Below are 22,511 nucleotides of genomic sequence, written 5' to 3' on the forward strand. Positions count from 1 at the left end.
GCAAAAATGAACCGACTATGAAAAATATTTTGCTTATTTTTTAAAAAATTAATCGTCGTCCAAAAGTTTTTCATAAAAATAGGGAACTTTTCGCATATTAAAAGTGGAGGAGGCGATAGTCATGAGTGAAGAAAAAAGTCAGCATGGGGGCGGTCGTCCTGAAATGGTCGAAAACGGCGTCATTGTTAAGCGGAAAGGTGATGACTGGATCGTTTATTTAGTGGGGCAAGAAGATGATTACGAAACATTTGAAACGGACAAGGAAGCCTTGAGAAGGGCAGATGAGATCTCGGATGAGTATGAATCGTACGTTCAGATGGTAGATGAAGATGGCGATATCGATGAGAATATGTCATATGATGATGTGAAGTAAAAGGCAGTGGCGCCCGCCACTGCCTTTTTATCCGCCGAAGAAAAAGTCGATCACATTGCCTGCTGCAGAGGTATTTTTGTTATAAAACTCTGAGTACCCGCAGTTGTTACAATACACGACGGTAAATTTATTATGCTGCACATCAAACATTTTTGATAAGCCTGAACCTGTCATGGACACGTCCTTTTGTCCAACATCATTTTGTCCACATTTAATGCAACCATCTGCCATAATATCCCTCCTTGAATTTATTGTAACTGAAAAGCATTCTTGAACATAGCTGCATTTTTTATGGATTAAAACTACATTTTTTAGAAAAAAAGTGGATTATTTCTCCTTTTTATTATATAATTAGAATTAATTTGAATATTTTTTAAATTCGGGGTGTTCAGATGGAACAGATTCTAAGAAAATTAGAGAAGGGTTTAATTGTGTCTTGCCAAGCGTTGCCGCATGAACCTTTGTATGGTTCAGATATCATGGCAAAAATGGCAATTGCCGCTGAAGAGGGAGGAGCTGTCGGTATAAGGGCTAATACGCCGTGGGACATAAAAGAAATTAAGAAACATGTCAGTTTGCCGGTCATTGGTTTATATAAAAAGCGTTATGCGGATAGTGATATTTATATTACTCCTACAATTGATGATGTTCGTGAGATTGTTAAAGCAGGTGCTGATATCGTGGCCTTTGATGCAACTTATCGGAAGAGACCAGATGACCAACCGCTGGATGCATTTGTGAGACAAATCAGACAGGAGTATCCAGGTTTGCCGTTAATGGCAGATATCTCTACCTTTGAGGAAGCAGTTGTTGCGGATGAGCTCGAAGTAGACGTTATCTCGACTACACTAGCAGGATATACAGAAGATACGAAGCATTTAAGGGGCTTTGATGAAGTTTTACTGTCTGAAATATTAAGAGCTTGTCAAAAGCCGGTTATTGCAGAAGGAAGAGTCCATTCACCTGACATTGCAAAAAAATGTCTGGAACAAGGAGCATATGCTGTAGTCGTTGGGGCGGCAATAACACGACCGCAAGAGATTACGAAACGTTTTGTCTCGGAAATGATGGCCGTTAGTTATAAAGAGACTTGAAAACGCATTCATAAGGGAGGTGCTAACGTGATCGCAGTTTTTGGACAAGTTCATTCAGTGCGATTTGAAGAAAATAAAGTCGATTATTTTGAACTAAATGAATTATCTTCTATTGATTTATATACATATGAGCAAGTTTTAATTAATGGACTAACCGACCATCAACCGGCCGTATTGGACTATTCAGTATTAGACAAGTTATGGAAGTACGTGGAAAATGGCGGGATGTTATACGGTGAAATGATTAATTGTGATGATTTTCCGTCTTCTAGGCTATTTGGATTTAAACAAGACTTTCCATTAACTTATAGACGTTTAGAAAAATTGAGGGTAACTGATCATCTCACATCGCTTCAGACAGGGCAACTGTTTGAGATGAATGGCCCTTTTCTTACGGGTTTTAGCTTTGATTCAAAAGTTTATGTAGATATGGGATTGTTTACAGAGACGCATGTAACGGAATCAGAAGGTCAATTCCCGGTTATTATAGGACACTCTTTAGGTCGTGGGAAAACTATTTTTTCAACTGTCCCGATAATCGGCAATCAAGAGCCGTGGACGTTAAGACCGAATTGGGTTTGGGATTGTATTCTAAACAACTTATCGGTTGAGTCAGGTCTTGCAAAAATGGAGCGAATAAAAGTAATAGATTCCGAACCGAAATCGACAGAGGAAACGATTCATCGAGGCGTACGTTGGTTTTTCGACTCCGGCATTATGCCAAAAGTTGACGGTAGTCTAGGAATCTATGAAAATATACACGCTTTTCGAGGCACCGTTAGTCAGGATATTCGACCAGATTGTAATGCTCAATCAGCTTTAATGTTTTATTTATATGGTGAATACAGTGGAAATGATCGTTATAAGGATACCTCTCACAATATTTTAAAGTACCTTTTAGAGAGTGGTTATCAAGATCTTGATCCAGAATCGCTGACTTATGGTTTCTGGAAGTGGTTCAAGTTTCCGTCTGATAAACCTGATCAAATGTTCACAGATGATAATAGCTGGGTTGCCTTAGTTTTACTATATTTATATCGAAAAACGGGGCACAGTGATTACAAACGTCGAGGACTTCTTACGATAGAGGCGATGTACCGAACTCAAAATCATTTGGGGTTACGTGTTGAAGCGATTAGGCGTCATGAGTTGCTGGAGCATGGAGCTAATCATTTTAAGGAGTCAAATGAGTGTAGTATGAACCCTCATTTTGAGAGCATTGCCCACGCTGCATACTTACAGGCCTACCTTGTCACCAAGGATCAAACGTATTTAGATGTCGCTAGCAAGGGGACAAGGCATTTATTAGAGAATATGGATCAGTTGAAATTTATGTATAGTAAAACATCAGGATTCAGTCGATTTTTATTGGCATTAAGTGAAGTGTATCAATTAACGAATTATGATGTTTTCTTAAAAGGCATTCAAGAGGTTGTGGATTATTTAAGAACACACCAGCATGAGCTGGGTGGCATTGAAGAAGCTGATAATCCGGACCCAGACCGTTATGGAAAGGAAGACACAGGTGTCTTTCGTTTTAACAACGAAGGGATTGGCGATCAATTATATACGAATAATTTCTTACTGCTTAATAGTTTTGAAGCTTATAGAAGTACTGGAAATCAAGAATACCTTGAATTTCATAAAAGAATTAAAGCTTTTATTCAGCAGATTCAAATTACGTCTGAAAGAGACGTATTTCATGGTGGCTGGATGCGAGCTTACCACTTACAACAGCAAGAATACTTCGGAAATAATGGCGACACAGGATGGGGGGCTTATTGTATAGAAAGTGGATGGACGAATGCATTAACGATAGCGGGTCTTATTATGAGTGAGCAACATGTTACATTTTTAGATTAATAAAAAAGGAGAGTTAAGCATGAAAAAAATACTATGGACGTTAGTATTATTATTAGTCGTTGTCGCGGGATGTACAGATGAAAGTGACAACGATGATGGTGAGACGACAGTTGAAGTGATGATGTTTGAAGGTGGTTTTGGTTCCGAATGGGTTAAAGACTCAGCAGAAAGCTATATGGAGATGAATGAGGGTGTTACGATTGACGTTACATCAAGTCCCGACATACATCAACAATTGCAAACACGTTTCTTATCTGATGATGTGCCGGATTTAATCGTTCCGGGTCCAAGCTTTGATATCCAAGGTGTTATACGTGAAGGTATGATTGCTCCATTGGATGATTATTTGGATGAGAATGCTTATGAAAGTGATCAAGCTTGGGTTGATACATTTGAGGAAGGCCAATTCAATCTGAAGAAAGATGGGAATACATATGGTATTCCTACAGTTTTCGCCTCAGGTTACTTATGGTGGTATGATGAAAAGTTATTTAATGATCAAGGTTGGGAAGTCCCACAAACACAGGAAGAATTATATGAACTAGCCGATCAGGCTGAAGAACAAGGTAAAGCTGTCTTTGCTATCCCTGGTGTACATCCGAGTTATTATTTCTATGGTATTTATCTCCCACTAGTTGAAAGATTTGGTGGAGAAGAGGCTCTATTAAATGCTTACAATTTAGAAGAAGGAGCTTGGCAGTCTGATGCTATTTTGAAAGCTGCACAAGAGTCACAAAAAATGGTTGAAGAAGGATTGTTTATGGAAGGAACGTTCGGCATCAACCATACAGAAGCGCAAACGTTTTTCTTCCAGCGAGATGCTTTATTCGCAATGGCTGGTACATGGTTAGAAGGTGAAATGGCAGACGTTATACCGGAAGATTTCAAATTGCGTGCCTTAAATCAACCAGCTGTAGCTAATGGAGATGGTGAACAATTAGCGCCTATTTCAACAGGTTGGGGTGGTGCTTGGTATATCCCAGAAGATGCTAACCAGAAGGACGCAGCCATCGAATTCCTAAAATATCTATCTAGTGAAGCAGAAGTAGAGAAAATGGTTGAGTCTAAAGGTTTGGCTAGTGTAGTTAAAAATACAGATGATGCAATTCAATCGGATGCTTTAGCTAGTGCTTTAGGCGTTTTACAGGAATCCTCAGGTTCATATGCACCAACGGCTATCAATGATACTTACCCTGAGTTAGCTGGAAATATTGTGGATCTATACCAAAGCTTAATGTTAGGTGATATAACGCCTGAGGAATTTGCAGAAGAAGCAGAGGCTTTTGCTGAACAAACAAGAAATAATGATAATGTAGAGAAAGTTGATATCTCCTGGTAACTTTAGTTAATAAGTTCAACGGTCAGTGCATTTGTAGCTGGCCGTTAAACTTATTTTAGTTAAACAAGACCGAGTTAAACTTCTCCAGTTGAAAGGATGAACAACGTGCAACATAGAAATGAAAAATGGGCTATCATTATATTTTTATTACCGGCCACTGTCTTATATTTTTTATTTGTCATTTACCCTTCAATTGAAGCTCTTAGAATGAGTTTTTATAACTGGAGAGGGTTAGGAACAAAAGAGTGGATTGGTTTCGATCACTATAAATACATGTTTGTAGATTCAAGTTTTATTAATGCGTTTCTTGTGACGGGAAAGTATATATTGTTCCTGATGCCAATTGTCCTTTTGGTTTCAATTATTATAGCCTTATCCATTGCTAAATTAATTCGAACAAGATGGTTCAATCTCTATCGTGCCATAACCTTTTTCCCGTATATTTTACCTGCTGTTGCGATCGCTATGTTATGGGCGACGATTTTCAATCCGGTGAGTGGTATGTTAAATGGAATTTTAGAAGCGGTTGGATTGGAAGAATGGACTCGAGAGTGGCTTGGTCGAGAAAGTACAGCCTTTGGTAGTGTTGTATTTGTCACGGCTTGGCAAATGGTCGGTTTTTATAGTGTCCTTATTTTATCGTCAATTTTGAACATCCCAGAAGAGTTACTAGAAGCGGCGGATATAGACGGGGCCTCTAGGTTCCAGAAAAATATTTATGTAATTTTACCGATGTTAAAAGACATTTTACAAGTTGTGTTGATTTTTACGTTAATTAATACGTTAAAAGTATTTGAAATGCCACAGTTAATGACAGGTGGTGGGCCGAATGGGTCAACAGAACCGATCTCATTATACATGTATGAACAGGCCTTTTCTAATTTTAATTTCGGCTATGCCTCGGCCATTGGTGTTGTCTTTTTAATCTTAACCCTAATCGCATCAGTTCTAACGCTTAGAATCACAAGGGGAGATCGCTCATGATGAAAATATTAAATCAAATACGTCAGCATATATTTTTAGTTATTGTCTCAATATTAGTTATCATCCCAGTCATTTGGGTGTTCGTTAACTCAGTTAAGCCCTCATCCGAAATACTACTTGCACCACTATCTTTTCCATCGAAAATTGATTTCGGAAACTACGTAAGTGCGTGGAGTGATGCTGGTTTAGGTGTCGGTTTTGTAAATAGTTTGATTGTGACTTCTATTAGTATTATATTAATTGTTTTCTTATCTGCGATGGTGGCGTTCGTCTTAAGTAAAAAGCAATTTCGTTTTAAAAAGACAATCCAACTATCGTTCTTATTAGGTCTTATGCTACCTACATTTTTAGCGATGGCTCCATTATTTCTACTAATGAATAAGTTGGATCTTGTGAATAGTTTAGTAGGATTAGTCTTGGTATATGTGGCTTACTCGTTATCCTTTACGATTTTTATATTAATTGCTTTCTTTAATCAGGTTCCTGATTCTTTAGAAGAGGCTGCTGTTATTGATGGTTGTGGACCATTTCGTGTCTTTTGGAATGTGATGCTGCCACTAGTTAAACCGGGGTTAATCTCAGCAGCTATCTTTAATTTTGTTGGGATATGGAATGAATATATTTTAGCGCTTATTTTAATTAGCGATGATAGTATGAAGACGTTACCTTTACAGTTAGCGAACATCATGATGATACAGCAATATCACACGGATTGGGGAGCGTTGTACGCTGGACTTGTGTTATCCATAATCCCAGTCACGATTTTTTTCTTAATTTTCCAGAGACGTTTAATAGAAGGATCAACTGCAGGCTCGATTAAAGGCTAAAGGGGAACTTAACAGTGAAGGTACGATTTAAAGCTGACAGTCAAGTTCTAGCATTTGCAAGTCGCGAGTTAAAAAAGTTTTGTGATGCACAGCATGGCTTTCAAGAGGTTAACTTTGATAGACTGGTGAGCTAAAAACCATTTAAATGAGTTATTTTTTGCGTTCTTAACTCAAATCGTTCAATTTTACGAAAAACAATTATTAAAGGAATGATTTCACAAAAAGATCCGAACACTAATCAGTCGTTCGGATCTTTTTAAATCACTAAAATTTATAAAAGGGTTCTTCTTTGGCGAAGTTTTTTTGTTGTTTTATTTTTATTCGTTCTATTGAATGATTCGTCAAATAGGTCGTGACGAAGGCCATTACGCTTCCTGTGAATAATGGAACGATTCCAGGTAGTAAGAAGGCAACAATTCCTAATGCAGTTAGGCTCATGATGATCATGACGAAATGTAATGGTGATGCCATCGCGATTAAGAAAGATTGTTTAATGTACTGTGTTCGTTTTAGTTGAAAGTTAACGTAAACAGGAAAGAAAAACGTCAATGTCGCTACATACATAAAAGCTAATAAGATGAAAACGGGGTACAGGTAATTGACCCACCCATCCGCCAAAATCAAAAATATAAAGTCAATGTATAAGATATATGCGCAAATGATAAATGCTATTGCGAAGACATTTGTTTTTATAAATTCAGCTTTATAGATTCTCCAAAACTTCTTAAAAACCCTTAAGGATAAGTCCTTTTCGACCAACCACTGTCTTGAAATGTGAAACATAGCTACTGTAGCGGGGAAGATTCCAAAAAATACGGCTCCTAATAATGTGAAGATCATCCATAAAAAGTTTAAGTAAATGGCTCTTAGTAACCAATAAGCTGCTTCGTTAAATCGATTCCATGCTGTCATGTCATTCACTCCTTATTTGTAACTATACTTAATTTTCAGTCACATGCCAATCATAAAAATGCAGTTTTTTAAATTTTTCAACATTTTCATTTTAAGACACATTATAGACTTGTCTTTTGAAGAAAAAAACCATAATATTAAAAATAAATGGAGAATATTTTTAAAAGTAAGACATTTTGCGTTATCAAATTTATTCCACTACATACTTAATCTTTTTGGTAACGCTTTCAAATAAAAGGGGGGATGTACTTTAGGCGTTTCGAGTTAAGGAGTGGCAATTTATTATTTTGAAAGGGGATCATTTATGAGAAAGAAAGCATTTTTATTAATGTTAGTACTGTTTTTAGGAATATTTTTAGTGGCCTGTAATTCTGATGGAGAGGGCGACTCAGAAGATCAAGATGATACAAACAGTGAAGATCAAGAGCAAGATGATGAGGAAGCTTCAAATGACGAAGAATCATCCTTATCTGGGGAGATAACGGTTTGGGCACACCCATTCACGGGCGAAGGTGACGCTGAACAAGAAATGTGGGATGAGATCACGACTTCATATGAAGAAGAATACGGTGTAACAGTTAATTTTGAACAAATTCCATGGTCTAACCGTGACCAAAAAATCTTAACTGCTTTAGCCGCGAACAATGGTCCAGATGTTTTCTATGCGATTCCAGACCAAATGCCTCAATATGCGGATGAAGGTATGCTTCTAGAACTAGATCCGTATTTAGAAGACCATGACATGGATGACTTTGTAGAATCAAGTCTTGTGTCGGTACAGTGGCAAGATAAAACGTATGGACTACCAATCTTACAAGAAGCCTATACGTTATTTTATAACTTAGATGTGGTTCGTGACATTGGTGAAGATCCAGATAACCTTCCAGAAACTTGGGAGGAATTTGAAGAATGGGCTGTTAAAGCTAAGGAAAACGATTATTATGCAACAGCGTTTTCTTTTGGTGGCTCGATGAATGGTACATTATACCCTTATATCTGGCAAGCAGGCGGAGAAATCTTAACTCAAGATGATGAAGTTAAAATTAACGATGAAAAATCAGTTGAAGCTTTTGAATACGTTAATAAGCTTTACGAAGACGGCCATGTGCCTGAAGACTCAATCACAGCCCAGGAACATAATGAAATGTGGGATAGCGGTCAAATCATGGCCTCGATGGGATCGGGAATCAATCTTCAGATTCTACAAGAAAAAGACGAAATTGACTTCGGTATTGCTCCACCAATGAAAAATGAGCAGCAACAAACTTATGGAACAACAGGTATGTTTGTCGTACCTTCCAATACTGAAAACCCAGATGCTGCCGCAGAGTTCGTCAAACACATGACAAATTCTGAAAATCAACGAAAGTTTAATAGCGTAACGAAGTATATTCCAACTCGAGAATCGGCTAAAGATATCTTTGATGACCAACCTTATTTAAGCCAGTTGGCATCGTACACTCAATATGCATTACCAGGTGTTATTCACCCAGCAGGAAGATCAATTATGCCGTTCATTCAAGCTGAACTGCAAGCGATGCTTGAAGGTGAGAAGTCACCTCAAGAAGCGGCAGATGCTGCTGCAGAAAGAATCGCGAACGAGATTAATTAGTATTTGTTGTAGAGAGCGTTAATCTTAACGCTCTCTGCTAATTAATATGTGCATTGTTTATTGAAGTAAGGGAGGATTTAACATGCAAAACAATCAAGAATTACATGAACAATCACACAATCAAAAGCAACAAAAACAAAAACTCCCATTTAAAACACGACTAAAAAAGAACTGGGAAAAATATGCGATTATATACATATTTTTTGTGCCGATTTTTATTCACTTCCTAATATTTCAAGTCTTTCCATTCATGTTCAGTTTAGTTCTGACATTTATGGATTGGAAGGTAATCGGCGAATCGGAATTTGTAGGCCTTGAACATTGGAAGCGTTTCTTTGAAGATGACTTAGCTCATAGAGCCATATGGAATACTGTATTATTCTCAATTTATTATATTATTCCGACGATGGCTCTAGGGTTAATATTGGCGCTAATTATTAATTCAGGCGTTCGATTTGCTGGTTTTTTTAAAGGTATATTTTTCCTACCAGTTGTTACTTCATTTGTCATCATCGCTGGAATATGGGGTTGGATGTTCCAAGGTACAGCAGATGGAATGGTCAACATTATATTAGGTTTTTTTGGGATTGAACCACAATTGTTTTTGTCGGATTCAGATCAAGCTTTAATGGTTCTCGCAGGTCTTAGTATATTAAAGGTCAGTGGAAGTACGATGATTTATTATTATGCGGGATTACAATCTATTCCGAATCAATTATATGAGGCGGCTCGAATAGATGGCGCAAACTCACTTAAAATGTTTTGGAATATCACGTTTCCGTTGCTAAAACCGATTCACTTTTACGTTGCTATTATTACGACGATTGGTTCATTCCAAATCTTTGATTCTACCTTCTTATTAACGGGTGGGGGACCTAACTATTCAACGACGACGATTGTTTATTACCTTTATGAACAAGGTTTCACATCTTTAAACCTTAGTTATGCGGCTGTTCTATCATATATTTTATTTTTCATCATACTAGTCATTTCCCTAATCCAAAGAAAATACCTAGGGAAAGATACACAAATTTACTAACATTAAGTCACATATCAGATAAGAGGGGATGAAATTGAAAAAAATAATAGCTTATATAGGTTTATTTTTCTTCGCTGCATGTTTCTTAATGCCATTTGTCATTATGTTGTTTGGTTCTTTTAGAGATATGCAATATGCGTTGTTAAGTCCAGCGTTTTGGTTTTCTGATAACTTTCAGTTGGTCAACTACCAATATATTTTACAAGATGGCATATTTTTAAGGTGGATCTTTAACTCAACGGTCATTACCATCGCGCCAGTTGTCAGTCAAATGTTCTTTTGTACCGTGGTTGGTTATATTTTTGCGAAAAAAGTATTCCCAGGTCGAGATATTATTTTCTGGGTGTTTATGGCCGTCATCATGATTCCACAACAGCTACTAATTATTCCAAAATATATTATGTTTGCTAACTTCGGTTGGATTAACTCGTATGAGGCTATGATTGTACCTGAGATCTGGGGGATTATGGGTGTGTTCCTAATACGACAGTATCTACAAAGTATCCCTAATGACTTTGAAGAAGCAGCTAAGATTGATGGTGCAGGGGATTTTCAAATATTCTTAAAAATTATTTTCCCGCTTACAATTCCAGTCGTGGCAACTGTTGGGACATTTTCATTTATTCAGAACTGGAATGACTTATTCCAGCCTTTAATCTATATGACTGAGGAAAAAATGTTCCCTGTAACAGTTGGTTTAGCGTCTATGTTAAGTAAAGAAGGGCATTTTGGAATTGAAATGGCAGGTTCGACATTATCCTTTATACCGACCTTCTTAATATTCCTATTCTTCCAGAAATATTTTACCGAAGGCATTCAGTTATCAGGACTGAAATAAGGATTATAGGTGGGGTTCCATGTTAAAAGTAGGGATCATTGGAGTCGATACATCTCATGCCATTGCTTTTACTCAATTATTGAATGATTCAAAGCAGGTTCAAGGTGCAACAGTTGTAAGTGCATACCCAGGAGGGTCACCTGACTTTCCTTTAAGTATTAATAGAGTGCCTAAGAATCAAGAGAAGCTTAGTAAAGAATTTGGTGTGGAGATTAGAGACTCCATTCAAGAAGTTGCTGAAGAAGCGGATGCTATTTTACTTGAATCATCTGACGGGAGGGTTCATTTAGAGCAATTTAGGCAGCTTGTTAACTATCGCAAGCCTGTATTTATTGATAAGCCTTTGGCATTGTCTGTCCCTGAAGCAAAGGAAATCTATCAGCTTGCAGAAACTTATCAAGTGCCTATTATGAGTTGTTCAACCCTACGGTATTCAGATTGTATTCATAAGGTTAAGGAGTCTGATGAAGAATTGATGGGTCTAGATGTATTTGGACCTTTGGAGTTTCAAGAGACTCAGGATGGTTACTTTTGGTATGGTATTCACTTAGTTGAAATGATGGTAAGTGTTATGGGAACTAATGTAAAGAGCGTATCCGTACAGAAAACTGATGAACATGAAATAGTTATATTTCAATACGATGATGGAAGGATAGGGTCCATAAGGGCTAATAAAAGAGGAAGTTATGAGTTTGGAGCTACAGGACACTTCCTAGATTACTCGCAATTCGTTACGACGAAAGATGATACCAACCCATTTTACGCCAATTTATTAAATGAGGTTGTGTCATTCTTTTACGCTAAACAGACCCCTATAGCTCCAAGTGAGACATTACAAGTTATTGCTTTAATAGAAACTATTAATCAAGCAAGAGAAGGATAGTCTACTGAACAACTTCTTCATCAACAAAGTTTAATCTATAAATTCGACGCGGTCGGCCCTTGTGAGTATGTTTTTCTTCACCGATTATTCTAACGAGTTCAGCGTCTAGCCATTTTAGAAGAATGCGGTGAGCGCTTCTGATTGTAATGTTTAAAGTCGTAGCTAGTTCTTGGGCCGTGTAGTCAATCTTTTGATGTCGTGAAACGCGAGCCATTAATTTAGTCATATACGTCGCAGACATTCCAGCTTTTTCAGCTCGTTCTAGTAACGATGAGTCAGTGATTGATAAGTTATATTGTTCATAATGACTTTCTGATGTGACTTCTACAGGACCTATGACACTTCGATCTTCACGGACTATATAGCACACATTACCACCAGTATCTTTCGATTGACTTAAAGCTAAGCGAGCGTGGTTGCCAGCTTCTGAAGCGGATTGGCCAAAACCGACACCTATACTTAAACTGACGCCAATATGTTTTTTAGCGTCATAAAGGAGTGGGATATATTTATAGCCTCTCGTTTCACGTTCAAATGTCCCTCGAGTGGTGATAAATAAATATTCGCTACCTAGATTAATCAAATGACCATCGATTTGTTTTATATAATCTAGTAACATTTGTTGGATTTTTAATTTAAGTAACTGAACGTCATGTTCTGAATCATACTTTTCAGTAACTTTTCTAAATTCGTCTAAATTAATTAACCCTAGTACTATTTGAGATTCTTTATTCCTTCTGGTTTCAGTTGCTAATAACGCTCGTTCTAATGCAACAATCATATCTTGATTGGTCGGAATGACGCGTTCATAAGGAATACCTAGTTGTTTTAATCTAAGTGCAATCTCAGACATACCTGTTAAGGCAACAGAATGATGTTTCCGGAAAGTTTTTATATGAAAATCAATCACTTCATCAAATGGTGTTATAGAAGAGTGGTCTTCAGCAAAGATAGAATACTTATTTTCATTTAATTCATTTAGTACTTGTTTGACATAATCCAAACTGATCGTATCAATGGAAATGTTCTTCGTTTTATATTTGCTATTAATTAAGAATAATGATCGATATAAGCCAGTACTGGCCAAAGGAATATGATGAATAGGAATGTTTAAGTTTAATTGATTTCTAGCCGCTTGGTAGAAATGGCTTTCTAAGAACATTAGAGCATCTACACTATTTTTCAGATTGGATGCAGTCTCCAATGCTAAGTCGTAAGTAGTTGCAACGTAGAAATACGGCTGAAAACTCGGGAATGTTTTTAAAACGGGTTTGATTTTTTGAATGAGATCTTCAGGTCCGATAATACCTAAATTAATTTCTGGTTTGGGATCAAATCGATTATTTAGTGTATGTGGCACTGTTTCACGCTCCTTTGTAGACACATTAAAGACATGTCTTTAATTATAGTAAAGTGTAGATGGATAAAAGTCAAAATTTTTAAAAAGTTGGAGGTTTTATCATGAAAACGGTTGAAGAATTAGAGGCATTTATGACGTCGCCTTCTGAAGAGTTAGTGGAAGATCTGCGACATTTATATGGTGATTTAATGATATTAGGTGTTGGCGGTAAAATGGGGCCAACCTTAGCTAAACTCGCAAAACGAGCATTTGATCAACTGGATAGTCAACAGAAAGTTATAGGTGTATCCCGTTTTTCCTCTGGGAATTTAAAAGAGGAATTAGAAGCAGAAGGCATAGAAACCATTTCGTGTGATTTGCTAGATGATCAAGCACTGCAAGACCTTCCAGATGTTACAAATGTTGTTTATATGGCTGGTAACAAGTTTGGAACAGTCGGCAATGAGCATTTTACATGGGCAATGAATGCGTACTTGCCTGGTAGAGTAGCTGAGAAATACTCTAATTCTCGTATCGTAGCTTTCTCAACTGGCAACGTTTACCCCCTTACTAAAGTGACAACAAATGGGTGCTCCGAGAATCATCCCGTGAACCCAGTTGGAGAATATGCGCAATCATGTCTGGGGCGAGAACGAGTGTTGACCCACTTTTCACATAAAAATAAGACTGAAATGCTAATGTTCAGATTAAATTATGCGATTGATTTACGTTATGGTGTGTTATTGGAATTAGCGAAGCAAGTTTATCAAGGTCAACCTGTAGATTTAACGATGGGGAATGTTAATGTCATCTGGCAAGGTGATGCCAATGAATATGCCTTACGTTCATTACTTCACGTAGAAAGTCCAGCCAAAGTGCTTAATGTTACGGGGCCAGAAACACTTTCAGTCCGTTGGTTGGCTAAAGAGTTTGGAAAATTATTTGAGAAAGACGTTCAGTTTGTGTCTGAGGAATCAGATGAAGCGTTACTCAATAACGCTTCGGAATCTCACCGTTTATTTGGCTATCCTAAAGTATCTGTAAGGGAAATGATCGAAATGATTGCTGAATGGGTTAAACACGACGGAGACACACATGATAAACCGACACACTTCCAAGAGCGTGAAGGAGCGTTTTAAATGATTAAGGAACCAATCAAACAATTATTAGAAGAAGGCACCGTTATACCAGCACATCCACTAGCTTTAAATGAAGATAAAATGTTAGACGAAGCAGGGCAGCGAGCGTTAACGAGGTATTATATTGACGCTGGTACTGGTGGGGTTGCAGTTGGGGTTCATACGACACAATTTGAGATTCGCGATCCGAAATTTAATTTATACGAAAAAGTGTTAAAGCTTGCTATGGAAGAAATAGAAGCTGCTGGCATTACTGATTCTTTTATAAAAGTCGCTGGCATTGCTGGTCCCACAGAGCAAGCTGTTCAAGAAGCACGTTATGCTAAATCTTTAGGTTATGACTTAGGGTTGCTTAGTATGGGTGGCTTAGATCATTTATCTGAAGATGAGATTTTAGAACGGGCTAGGAAAGTGGCAGCTGAAATTCCGTTATTTGGATTTTACTTACAGCCTGCTGTTGGTGGTCGTGTATTTTCATATGACTTCTGGCGACAATTCGCTGATATTGAACATATGTATGCAATTAAAATGGCACCGTTTAATCGCTACTACACATTGGATGTCGTTCGTGCTGTTAGTCATTCAAAACGTCGCGAGGATATTTCGCTTTACACGGGTAACGATGACAATATAATTAATGATTTACTTACGACCTATCGAGTGTCAGTAGATGGTCAGCCATATTACAAACCAATTGTCGGAGGCTTACTTGGTCACTGGTCGGTTTGGACAAAAGAAGTTGTTAAGTTGTTTGACGAAATTAAGCGGGCTAGAGAGGAAGGCGTCTTTTCTCAAGAATTATTAACGAAGGCTCAAGAAGTTACTGACTGCAATGCTGCATTTTTTGATGCTGCTAATCAATTTAAAGGCAGTATTGCTGGAATTAATGAAGTACTCGCTAGACAAGGGTTGCTTAAGGGAAATTGGTGCCTGATGGATCATGAACAATTAAGTGCTGGTCAAAAGGCTGAAATTGATCGCGTTTATCAGGAATACCCTCATTTAAATGATGATGAATTTGTTAAACAACGACTAGATCAGTGGTTTAGTTGAGGATAGAAAAGGAGCGTTATTCATGAAAAAAGTTGTGGCAGAAAATCATGAAATTAAAATCGTGGAAGATGATAAGCCAGAGGTTCAACCGAATTATCTTTTGATTAAAACGGAAGTATCTGCTATATCACCAGGGACTGAGATGACAGCTTTAAATACTAGCGAAAGTCGGTCCTTAACACTTGGTTATAGTGCGATGGGGACTGTTGAAGCTTGTGGTGAAGATATCGAAGGATTTAAAGAAGGTGACCAAGTAAGTTGTTATGGAGCGCCATATGTAAAACACGCTCAATACTTATTAGTTCCAAAAACGTTATGTTCAAAAGTTCCGAGCTCTGTCACCTCAGAAGAAGCTGCCTTAGGTGGTATTGGTGCTATTGCGATTCACGCACTGCGGACAGCCAAACTGCAGTTTGGTGAGACGGTTGCGATTGTTGGGTTAGGTTTATTAGGCCAGATGATTGCTAGAATCGCTCATGCTGCATCATATCAAGTTGTTGCTTGTGATCTGGATGAAAAACGTGTGAACATGGTTCGGAAAGAAGGGATTCAGGCCCATTTGTCTACCGATGATTTATATAAAGACGTATTAAGTATGACTGAGGATCATGGTGCGGATGCTGTGTTGCTCTGCACTGGCGGAAAGAAATCGCCGTTAACACACGAGAGCTTAAATTGGATTCGTGACCGAGGCAAAGTGGTCATCGTAGGAGATGTTGAACCAGATTTTCCTCGAAATCTCATGTTTGTCAAAGAAGCGGAACTATTAATCTCAAGAGCTGGAGGCCCTGGGCGGTATGATGCGAGTTTCGAAAAGGACGCTGTGGACTATCCGTACGGTTTTGTGAGGTGGACAGAAGGACGAAATGTGAGTGAATATTTAAGGTTAGTTGCAGAAAAACGTATTAATGTTCAGCCATTTTTAGAAGGTCAAGTGACGGTTGATAATGCAGCGGATGCGTATCAGCGCCTTAACGACCACTCAGATGTCTTAACGTATTTAATTAAACATTGATATTAAAGGAGTCGAGTATATGACCAGTCAAATTAAGCTAGCCATAATTGGAGCCGGAGCTATAGTCGAAGAGGCACATTTAAGTCATTTGCTTAATCGCGATGACGTTATAGTCAAAGCCATTGTAGATATTAATTTGGAAAGGTGTCAGTATCTATCTGATACTTATCAAATACCACATTACTTTGAGACAGTTGATGAGCTTATTGATCAGGTAGACGTAGATGGTGTCATGATTTGCACCCCTAATTCCACTCATATTCCAATTGCAATACAATGTGCCAAACATGGCATACATATCTTTTTAGAGAAACCGATAGGGGTTAACTTAGAAGAAGTTGAAGAGTACATAGAGGTTGCCAAAGCGCACCATGTCCATACGATGATTGGAATGACACATCGTTTTAGAGATGATGTTGCTACTCTAAAATCATATATTGATCATGGTGAATTAGGTGACATTCATTATGTGAAAGCGAAAATGTTTAGACGTCGCGGTACTCCGTTAGGTTGGTTTACGAATTATTCGTTAGCAGGTGGTGGGGCCTTGTTAGATATCGGTGTTCATACACTGGATTTAGCGTGGACCTTAATAGGTGAACCGAACGTTCAATCTATTACCGGTAAAGCGCTCAATACGATGGGCAAATATGGTGTGAATCAAACACCGGGTTGGAAATCTACAAATCAAACGTTAAATGGAACTGAAGTCTTTGATGTCGATGATTTTGTGACGTCATGGATCAGGTTCGACAATGGTACGGTGCTTTCATTAGAGGTAGCATGGGCGTCGAATGGTGATGAGGGTTCAGGGATGAAAATAGATCTCTTCGGTGATCGTGGTGGTGCAACACTAAGCCCACTCACCGTTTATAAAGAAGAATTTGGAACTTTAGTTGAAACAAAGCCTGTTGTTCAAGCGAAGGATCCCTTTAAATATGAGTTAAATCATTTTATTGAATGTTTAAAGAATGGGGAACAACCGCTAGTTAACGAGCAACATGGCTATGACATTTTAAGAATGTTAGTTGGGATTTACGAATCTTCAAAACAAAATCGTGAAATCGTTTTTTAGAGTCATCTTTGATAAAATTTGGTGTAATAAAAGGAGCGATGAAAATGTTGAAGGTCGGAGTTATTGGTGTTGGTTCGATTTCAGAGCTTCATTTAGATTCCTATAAGGAGCATGAAGAGGTAACAATCACTGCATTATGTGATTTGAATGAAACACGTTTGCAGGAGAAGGGATCTAAATATGGTGTTAGTCAGCTTTACACGTCTTATCAAGAACTACTTGATCAAAGCGATGTTGATGCTGTTAGCATTTGTACGTGGAATAATTCGCATGCAGAAATAGCAATTGCTGCATTATTAGCAGGTAAACACGTTTTAGTCGAAAAACCGTTAAGTATGACAGTGGATGAGGCAGAAGCTATTCAGGCAACTGCGAATCAATCAAATAAAGTGATACAGGTTGGATTTGTTAGACGACACGGCGATAATGTGAAGCTATTGAAAGAGTTCATAGATCAAAATGAGTTAGGCTATCTTTATTATGCCAAAGCGAGCATTTTAAGACGGTTAGGTAATCCTGGCGGCTGGTTTAGTGATTCAAAGCGCTCAGGTGGTGGTCCGTTAATAGATATAGGTGTTCATATGATTGATCTATGCTGGTATTTGATGGGTAAGCCAAAACCTGTTTCAGTTTCAGGGAACACCTATCATGTTTTAGGTAATCGCAGTCACATTAATAATCTATCATTCTATAAAGCTGCTGATTATGATCCGTCCTTGAATGATGTTGAAGATTTAACGAATGCCTTAATTCGTTTTGATAATGGTGCTTCATTATTTGTCGACGTGAGTTTCACATTAAATGCTAAACAAGATGAGGTCAGATGCCAGCTATTTGGCGATCAAGGAGGAGCTGAGATAGAACCTGAGTTATCTCTAGTTAGTGAAAAACACAATACTATTTTAAATCTAGAGCCTCAAATCGATCAGTTAAGCTTTGATTTTAACAGTGCTTTTCAAAACGAAATCAACCATTTTATTCAACAAATAAAAGGTGAAGAATCCAATATGGCACCAGTAGAAGACGGGGTAGAAGTGATGCGCATGCTTCGTGCCGTCTATGAATCTGCTGAATCTGGTAAGGAGGTAACTTTATAATGCATCACGAACAAGTCGATCTAGTTATCATTGGAGGAGGACTAGGTGGAGTAGCCGCAGCATTAGCCGCTTGTGAACAAGGATTAAACGTCTTCATGTCCGAAGAAACGGATTGGATAGGTGGTCAGGTGACGTCACAAGGGGTTCCGCCAGATGAACACAAATGGATCGAATCTTTTGGTCGAACGAAACGTTATCAAAACTATCGGGAATCTGTTAGAGAAACGTACTTACAAATGCTAAATGTTAAAGCCGGAGACACTCCATTTAACCCTGGGAATGGATTAGTCAGCCAAATTTGTCATGATCCAAGAGTGACGCTGAAAGTATTAAATGACCAGCTACTACCTTATTCAATTACGGGCCAGCTAAACATTCATTATCATACAAAAGTTGAAGAGGTTAAAAGCGGTCCTTCCACAATAGAAGAAACAGTATTCAAACATACGCAGTCAGGTGATTTAACTTCGGTTTCAGCTCCTTTCGTGATTGATGCTAGTGAAGAAGGCAGTTTATTACCTATTGCAAATATGGACTACGTCGTTGGGGCGGAGTCAAAAGCGGATACGTGTGAACCACATGCTCGGGCTGAAGCTGACCGTAATGATATTCAAGCCATTACAAATGTACTGGGAATGGAGTATCGAAGTGGTGAGGACCATACAATCGAAAAACCTTATATGTACGATTTCTGGAAACAATTCAAACCTGATTTTTGGCCGGATCAATACTTGAGTCTTTACGCACCACACCCTGTAACGAAAGAAAAACGTCAATACACTCTATTTAAAGAAGAGACAGGTTTTCCGCTTTGGGAATACAGACGTATTTATGATGCATCTAAGTATGAATCAAATTACACAGCTGGTGACGTCACACTGATGAATTGGCCAATGAATGATTACTTTTTAGGTAATGTCTATGAAGTATCGGAGGGTGAAAAACAGAAGCATATTGAGCAATCTAAGCAGTTAAGTTTATCTCTACTATATTGGCTGCAAACTGAAGCGCCACGGCCGGATGGCGGCCAAGGTTATCCTGGCTTAATGCTTAGACGGGATTTATTCGGGACAAGTGACGGGTTAGCGAAGTATCCATATATTCGTGAGTCACGCCGCATCAAAGCGGAATATACGATAGTAGAACAAGATGTGTCACCAGAGTATCAGCCACTAAAAGTAGGAAAAAGCTACGAAGATTCGGTTGGAATAGGTTCATATAGTATAGATTTACATCCGAGTATGGGAGGACACAACTATTTAGATATCCCAGCTTTACCGTTTCATATTCCATTAGGTGCTTTGTTGCCACAAGATATGGAAAATGTTGTAGCAGGTTCTAAGAACATTGGGACAACGCATATTACCAATGGCTGTTATCGACTTCACCCTGTTGAATGGAATATAGGAGAAGCAAGCGGAGAGTTGATTGCATTTTGCCTAAAACATCAAGTTCAACCGAAGGAAGTGAGAAGGGAGCCGCAATTATTGAAGTCATTTCAAAATCAACTTCGATCAAATGGATTCGAATTAGAATGGCCAGCGGAATTTTACGAAAAACAGGAGGTAGAATATGAAAGTAAGCATTAGTATGTACAGTTTGAATAGCACGATTCAGAAAGAAGGATGGGGCATTAAGGAGTTTTTGGATTTTGCTAAAGAATCCAATGTAGATGGCGTCGAATTATTAGATATATATTGGGACAATGAAGATGAAGAGATCGATTGGGCTTACGACTATGTAAAAAAACAAAATTTAGTCGTATCAGCCTATGATATTACGAATGACTTTGTAAAAGATTCAGAGAGAGAGCGTCAGCAAGAAGTTCAAAAGGTAATTGATAGTGTGTTCACGGCTAAAAAATTAGGCACTAACGTCGTTAGGGTGTTTTGCGGTGATTTAAAAGAAGGTTACACGTATGAAGACGGAAAAGATTGGATTATAGATGGCTTAAAAGAGGCAGCAAAAGTCGCTGAGAAAGAACAAGTATATCTCGCCATTGAAAATCACGGATTACTAGCAGGGAGAAGTGAACAAGTTCAAGAAATTATAAAATCAGTCGATAGTCATTATGTTAGGTCTACTTTTGATACCGGAAATTTTCTATTAGTGCATGAATCACCAACAGAAGCTTTCAAACGACTTAAACAAGATATTGTACACGTTCATTTCAAAGATTTTAGAACGAAGGCCGAGGGCGAAGATATTAAAGGTTTTAAATCCTTAGAAGGTGTTGAGTTAATTGGTGTCGTCCCTGGCGATGGGCAAGTTGATTTAGATGAAATTGTAAGTGGATTAAAAGAAAATCAATATGATGGTTGGTTGTCCATTGAGTATGAAGGAAAAGACGACGCTAAAGAATCCAACTTGGAAGCTGTTCGTCGTTTAAGACAATTATTACAATAGGGGGTTATATGTGTGAGTCCTATTATTGTTGGTGATAGAAGAAAAATCACATCGAATAATGAAATGATCGTCGATGATAGTGATTTCAAAGACCAAAATGAAGTTTATTATTTACCGACAGAAAGAGTTGTTGAAAATTTGGCGAATCACAATGTCTATGTATATCACGACTTATCTTTATATGCCCCATTTCAGAAAATGAAGCATTATATAAAGGAAGAAACTTCTTTAAAAGGCGTCTTTCGAATGAGGCGTTTGTTGAATCACGTCGACGATCCTCAGTTTGTGATCGGAGCTGATTTATTTGAGTTAGAAAGCCTGTTTGGAAAACCTGAGAAAATCTATTTAAAATCAACGCAAAATCATTCGATCGTGTCAGTGAGATACGTAGATGGAACAATGGCTCATGTGGATTATACGTTTCAAACGAAAGACTATTTGTCGATCGAGTGGAGTGGACTTAAGTATATTTTGGAGTTTGACCAACATGATATGTCCCCATTTGATGAACATAATTACTTTGAGAGTTTTCAGATTGATGTTGATCATTTGTTGAATGAAGCTTATCCACTTGAACGCTTAACTAACTATATTAGTAGATTAGACTTGGCTGAGTTAGGGGTGAATGGATCATGAAAATCGGCATGATGAGTTTTGCACATATGCATGCACATAGTTATGCTGACTGTTTGAATGAAATTGAACACGTCGAGTTGGCAGCGATTTTTGATGATGATCGTGAACGTGCTGATCAAATTGCTAAACAATATGATGTTGAGGCTTACACAACCTACGAAGAATTTTTTGAACAAGATCTCGATGCTGTTATTATTTGTTCTGAGAATAATCGCCATAAGGAAATGGTGCTGGAAGCTGCTAAACATCAAAAGCATATTCTATGCGAAAAGCCGATTGCAACTAACATTGAAGATGCTCAAGTGATGATTAACTATTGTGAGGAACAAAATGTTATTTTACAAATCGCATTCCCTGTTCGTTTTAGTTCACCTATTATGGAATTGAAAGTACGAATCGACCAAGGTGAGTTAGGTGACATTGTGGCGTTTCGATCAACAAATCGAGGGCAGAATCCGGGTGGCTGGTTCGTTGATGAACACTACTCAGGAGGCGGTGCTGTACTAGATCATACGGTGCATATGGTAGATATTATGAGATGGTTTTTAAGTGATGAGGTAAAAGACGTTCACGCTTATGTTGATTCATTTTTTCATGACGTCGAGATTGATGATGCCGGCATTTTAACAATGGAGTTTAATAACGGTGTCATTGCCTCACATGATGCGAGTTGGTCGCGTTACGTTGACTACCCAACGTGGGGTGATGTCACGTTAGAAGTTATTGGTACTAAGAAAAATGTTGTGGTGGACGCTTTTAAAGAACACATAAACGTCTATCCAAAACAAGGTCCTAATCATTTAACTTTTGATTTTGTAGGTCATAATATGGACTTAGCGCTGATTAAAGACTTTATTCAATGTGTTGAAGAGAAACGCCAGCCATTTATTTCTGGACATGATGGGTTAAAAGCTTTGCAAGTGGCGTTATGTGCTTATCAATCTAATGACATCGGTCAATCTGTTCGATGTCATGAAGGGTGAAATC

General features: G+C 38.1%; 22 protein-coding genes. 19 read left to right on the forward strand and 3 right to left on the reverse strand.

What is annotated here, in order from left to right:
• Positions 1-121 precede the first annotated feature (121 nt).
• Positions 122-373 carry a DUF2188 domain-containing protein gene (locus EDC24_RS07155; RefSeq protein WP_124221118.1) on the forward strand — a complete coding sequence of 84 codons (252 nt, stop codon included), beginning with the start codon at positions 122-124 and terminating at the stop codon, positions 371-373.
• A 27-nt stretch (positions 374-400) separates the two neighbouring features.
• Here the strand turns inward: EDC24_RS07155 and EDC24_RS07160 are convergent, their stop codons facing one another.
• The gene (locus EDC24_RS07160) at positions 401-604 is read right to left on the reverse strand and encodes a zinc ribbon domain-containing protein (RefSeq protein WP_211342346.1); all 204 of its coding nucleotides are present in this window, start codon (positions 602-604) and stop codon (positions 401-403) included.
• Positions 605-765: 161 nt separating this feature from the next.
• Here EDC24_RS07160 and EDC24_RS07165 point away from each other — a divergent pair, with 161 nt between their 5' ends.
• From EDC24_RS07165 to EDC24_RS07185, 5 genes are all read left to right on the forward strand, one after another.
• Positions 766-1,467, forward strand: coding sequence for an N-acetylmannosamine-6-phosphate 2-epimerase (locus EDC24_RS07165; RefSeq protein WP_124221121.1), 702 nt, complete (start codon positions 766-768; stop codon positions 1,465-1,467).
• Positions 1,468-1,494: 27 nt separating this feature from the next.
• Positions 1,495-3,330, forward strand: coding sequence for a glycoside hydrolase family protein (locus tag EDC24_RS07170; protein WP_124221123.1), 1,836 nt, complete (start codon positions 1,495-1,497; stop codon positions 3,328-3,330).
• Between the two features lie 19 nt (positions 3,331-3,349).
• Positions 3,350-4,669 (forward strand): ABC transporter substrate-binding protein, encoded by a 1,320-nt coding sequence (locus EDC24_RS07175; RefSeq protein WP_124221125.1) that lies wholly within the window; start codon positions 3,350-3,352, stop codon positions 4,667-4,669.
• A 105-nt stretch (positions 4,670-4,774) separates the two neighbouring features.
• On the forward strand, positions 4,775-5,653 hold the full coding sequence (locus EDC24_RS07180; protein ID WP_170158503.1) for a carbohydrate ABC transporter permease: 879 nt from the start codon (positions 4,775-4,777) through the stop codon (positions 5,651-5,653).
• Positions 5,650-6,480, forward strand: coding sequence for a carbohydrate ABC transporter permease (locus EDC24_RS07185; protein ID WP_124221129.1), 831 nt, complete (start codon positions 5,650-5,652; stop codon positions 6,478-6,480). The genes EDC24_RS07180 and EDC24_RS07185 overlap by 4 nt, the downstream gene beginning before the upstream one ends.
• A gap of 264 nt (positions 6,481-6,744) precedes the next feature.
• On the opposite strand, the gene EDC24_RS07190 is transcribed toward EDC24_RS07185, so the two are convergent.
• Positions 6,745-7,392 (reverse strand): YesL family protein, encoded by a 648-nt coding sequence (locus EDC24_RS07190; protein ID WP_124221131.1) that lies wholly within the window; start codon positions 7,390-7,392, stop codon positions 6,745-6,747.
• A gap of 304 nt (positions 7,393-7,696) precedes the next feature.
• On the opposite strand from EDC24_RS07190, the gene EDC24_RS07195 reads away from it, so the two are divergent.
• The 4 genes from EDC24_RS07195 (at position 7,697) to EDC24_RS07210 (ending at position 11,764) form a co-directional block, all read left to right on the forward strand.
• Complete coding sequence (locus EDC24_RS07195; protein ID WP_124221134.1) at positions 7,697-9,004, forward strand: sugar ABC transporter substrate-binding protein; 1,308 nt, start codon at positions 7,697-7,699, stop codon at positions 9,002-9,004.
• Positions 9,005-9,086: 82 nt separating this feature from the next.
• On the forward strand, positions 9,087-10,043 hold the full coding sequence (locus tag EDC24_RS07200) for a carbohydrate ABC transporter permease (RefSeq protein WP_124221136.1): 957 nt from the start codon (positions 9,087-9,089) through the stop codon (positions 10,041-10,043).
• A gap of 34 nt (positions 10,044-10,077) precedes the next feature.
• A complete protein-coding gene (locus EDC24_RS07205; RefSeq protein WP_124221138.1) occupies positions 10,078-10,881 on the forward strand; it encodes a carbohydrate ABC transporter permease in 804 nt (267 codons plus the stop codon).
• Between the two features lie 19 nt (positions 10,882-10,900).
• Positions 10,901-11,764, forward strand: a complete 864-nt coding sequence (locus tag EDC24_RS07210) for a Gfo/Idh/MocA family protein (protein ID WP_124221139.1) — start codon at positions 10,901-10,903, stop codon at positions 11,762-11,764.
• 1 nt (position 11,765) lies between these two features.
• Here EDC24_RS07210 and EDC24_RS07215 read toward each other — a convergent pair whose 3' ends face one another.
• Complete coding sequence (locus EDC24_RS07215; protein WP_124221141.1) at positions 11,766-13,124, reverse strand: helix-turn-helix domain-containing protein; 1,359 nt, start codon at positions 13,122-13,124, stop codon at positions 11,766-11,768.
• A 101-nt stretch (positions 13,125-13,225) separates the two neighbouring features.
• Here EDC24_RS07215 and EDC24_RS07220 point away from each other — a divergent pair, with 101 nt between their 5' ends.
• Genes EDC24_RS07220 through EDC24_RS07260 form a run of 9 tightly spaced genes read left to right on the forward strand, consistent with a single transcriptional unit; the run spans position 13,226 to position 22,507 of the window.
• A complete protein-coding gene (locus EDC24_RS07220; RefSeq protein WP_124221143.1) occupies positions 13,226-14,242 on the forward strand; it encodes an NAD-dependent epimerase/dehydratase family protein in 1,017 nt (338 codons plus the stop codon).
• Positions 14,243-15,295: a dihydrodipicolinate synthase family protein gene (locus tag EDC24_RS07225; RefSeq protein WP_211342347.1), complete on the forward strand. Its 1,053-nt coding sequence runs from the start codon at positions 14,243-14,245 to the stop codon at positions 15,293-15,295.
• Positions 15,296-15,317: 22 nt separating this feature from the next.
• Entirely contained in the window at positions 15,318-16,310 is a 993-nt protein-coding gene (locus EDC24_RS07230) for a zinc-dependent alcohol dehydrogenase (RefSeq protein WP_124221145.1), read from the forward strand.
• 19 nt (positions 16,311-16,329) lie between these two features.
• Entirely contained in the window at positions 16,330-17,385 is a 1,056-nt protein-coding gene (locus tag EDC24_RS07235) for a Gfo/Idh/MocA family protein (RefSeq protein ID WP_124221147.1), read from the forward strand.
• 38 nt (positions 17,386-17,423) lie between these two features.
• Positions 17,424-18,482 (forward strand): Gfo/Idh/MocA family protein, encoded by a 1,059-nt coding sequence (locus EDC24_RS07240; protein WP_211342348.1) that lies wholly within the window; start codon positions 17,424-17,426, stop codon positions 18,480-18,482.
• Complete coding sequence (locus tag EDC24_RS07245; RefSeq protein WP_211342349.1) at positions 18,482-20,071, forward strand: FAD-dependent oxidoreductase; 1,590 nt, start codon at positions 18,482-18,484, stop codon at positions 20,069-20,071. Before EDC24_RS07240 ends, EDC24_RS07245 begins: the two co-directional genes overlap by 1 nt.
• On the forward strand, positions 20,055-20,888 hold the full coding sequence (locus EDC24_RS07250; protein WP_124221153.1) for a sugar phosphate isomerase/epimerase family protein: 834 nt from the start codon (positions 20,055-20,057) through the stop codon (positions 20,886-20,888). Before EDC24_RS07245 ends, EDC24_RS07250 begins: the two co-directional genes overlap by 17 nt.
• A 12-nt stretch (positions 20,889-20,900) precedes the next feature.
• Entirely contained in the window at positions 20,901-21,524 is a 624-nt protein-coding gene (locus tag EDC24_RS07255) for a hypothetical protein (protein WP_124221155.1), read from the forward strand.
• Positions 21,521-22,507 (forward strand): Gfo/Idh/MocA family protein, encoded by a 987-nt coding sequence (locus EDC24_RS07260; RefSeq protein WP_124221157.1) that lies wholly within the window; start codon positions 21,521-21,523, stop codon positions 22,505-22,507. The genes EDC24_RS07255 and EDC24_RS07260 overlap by 4 nt, the downstream gene beginning before the upstream one ends.
• The last annotated feature ends 4 nt before the right edge of the window (positions 22,508-22,511 follow it).

The organism is Aquisalibacillus elongatus (genome assembly GCF_003843875.1).
In the GTDB taxonomy this organism is placed as follows: Bacteria; Bacillota; Bacilli; order Bacillales; family Alkalibacillaceae; genus Aquisalibacillus; species Aquisalibacillus elongatus.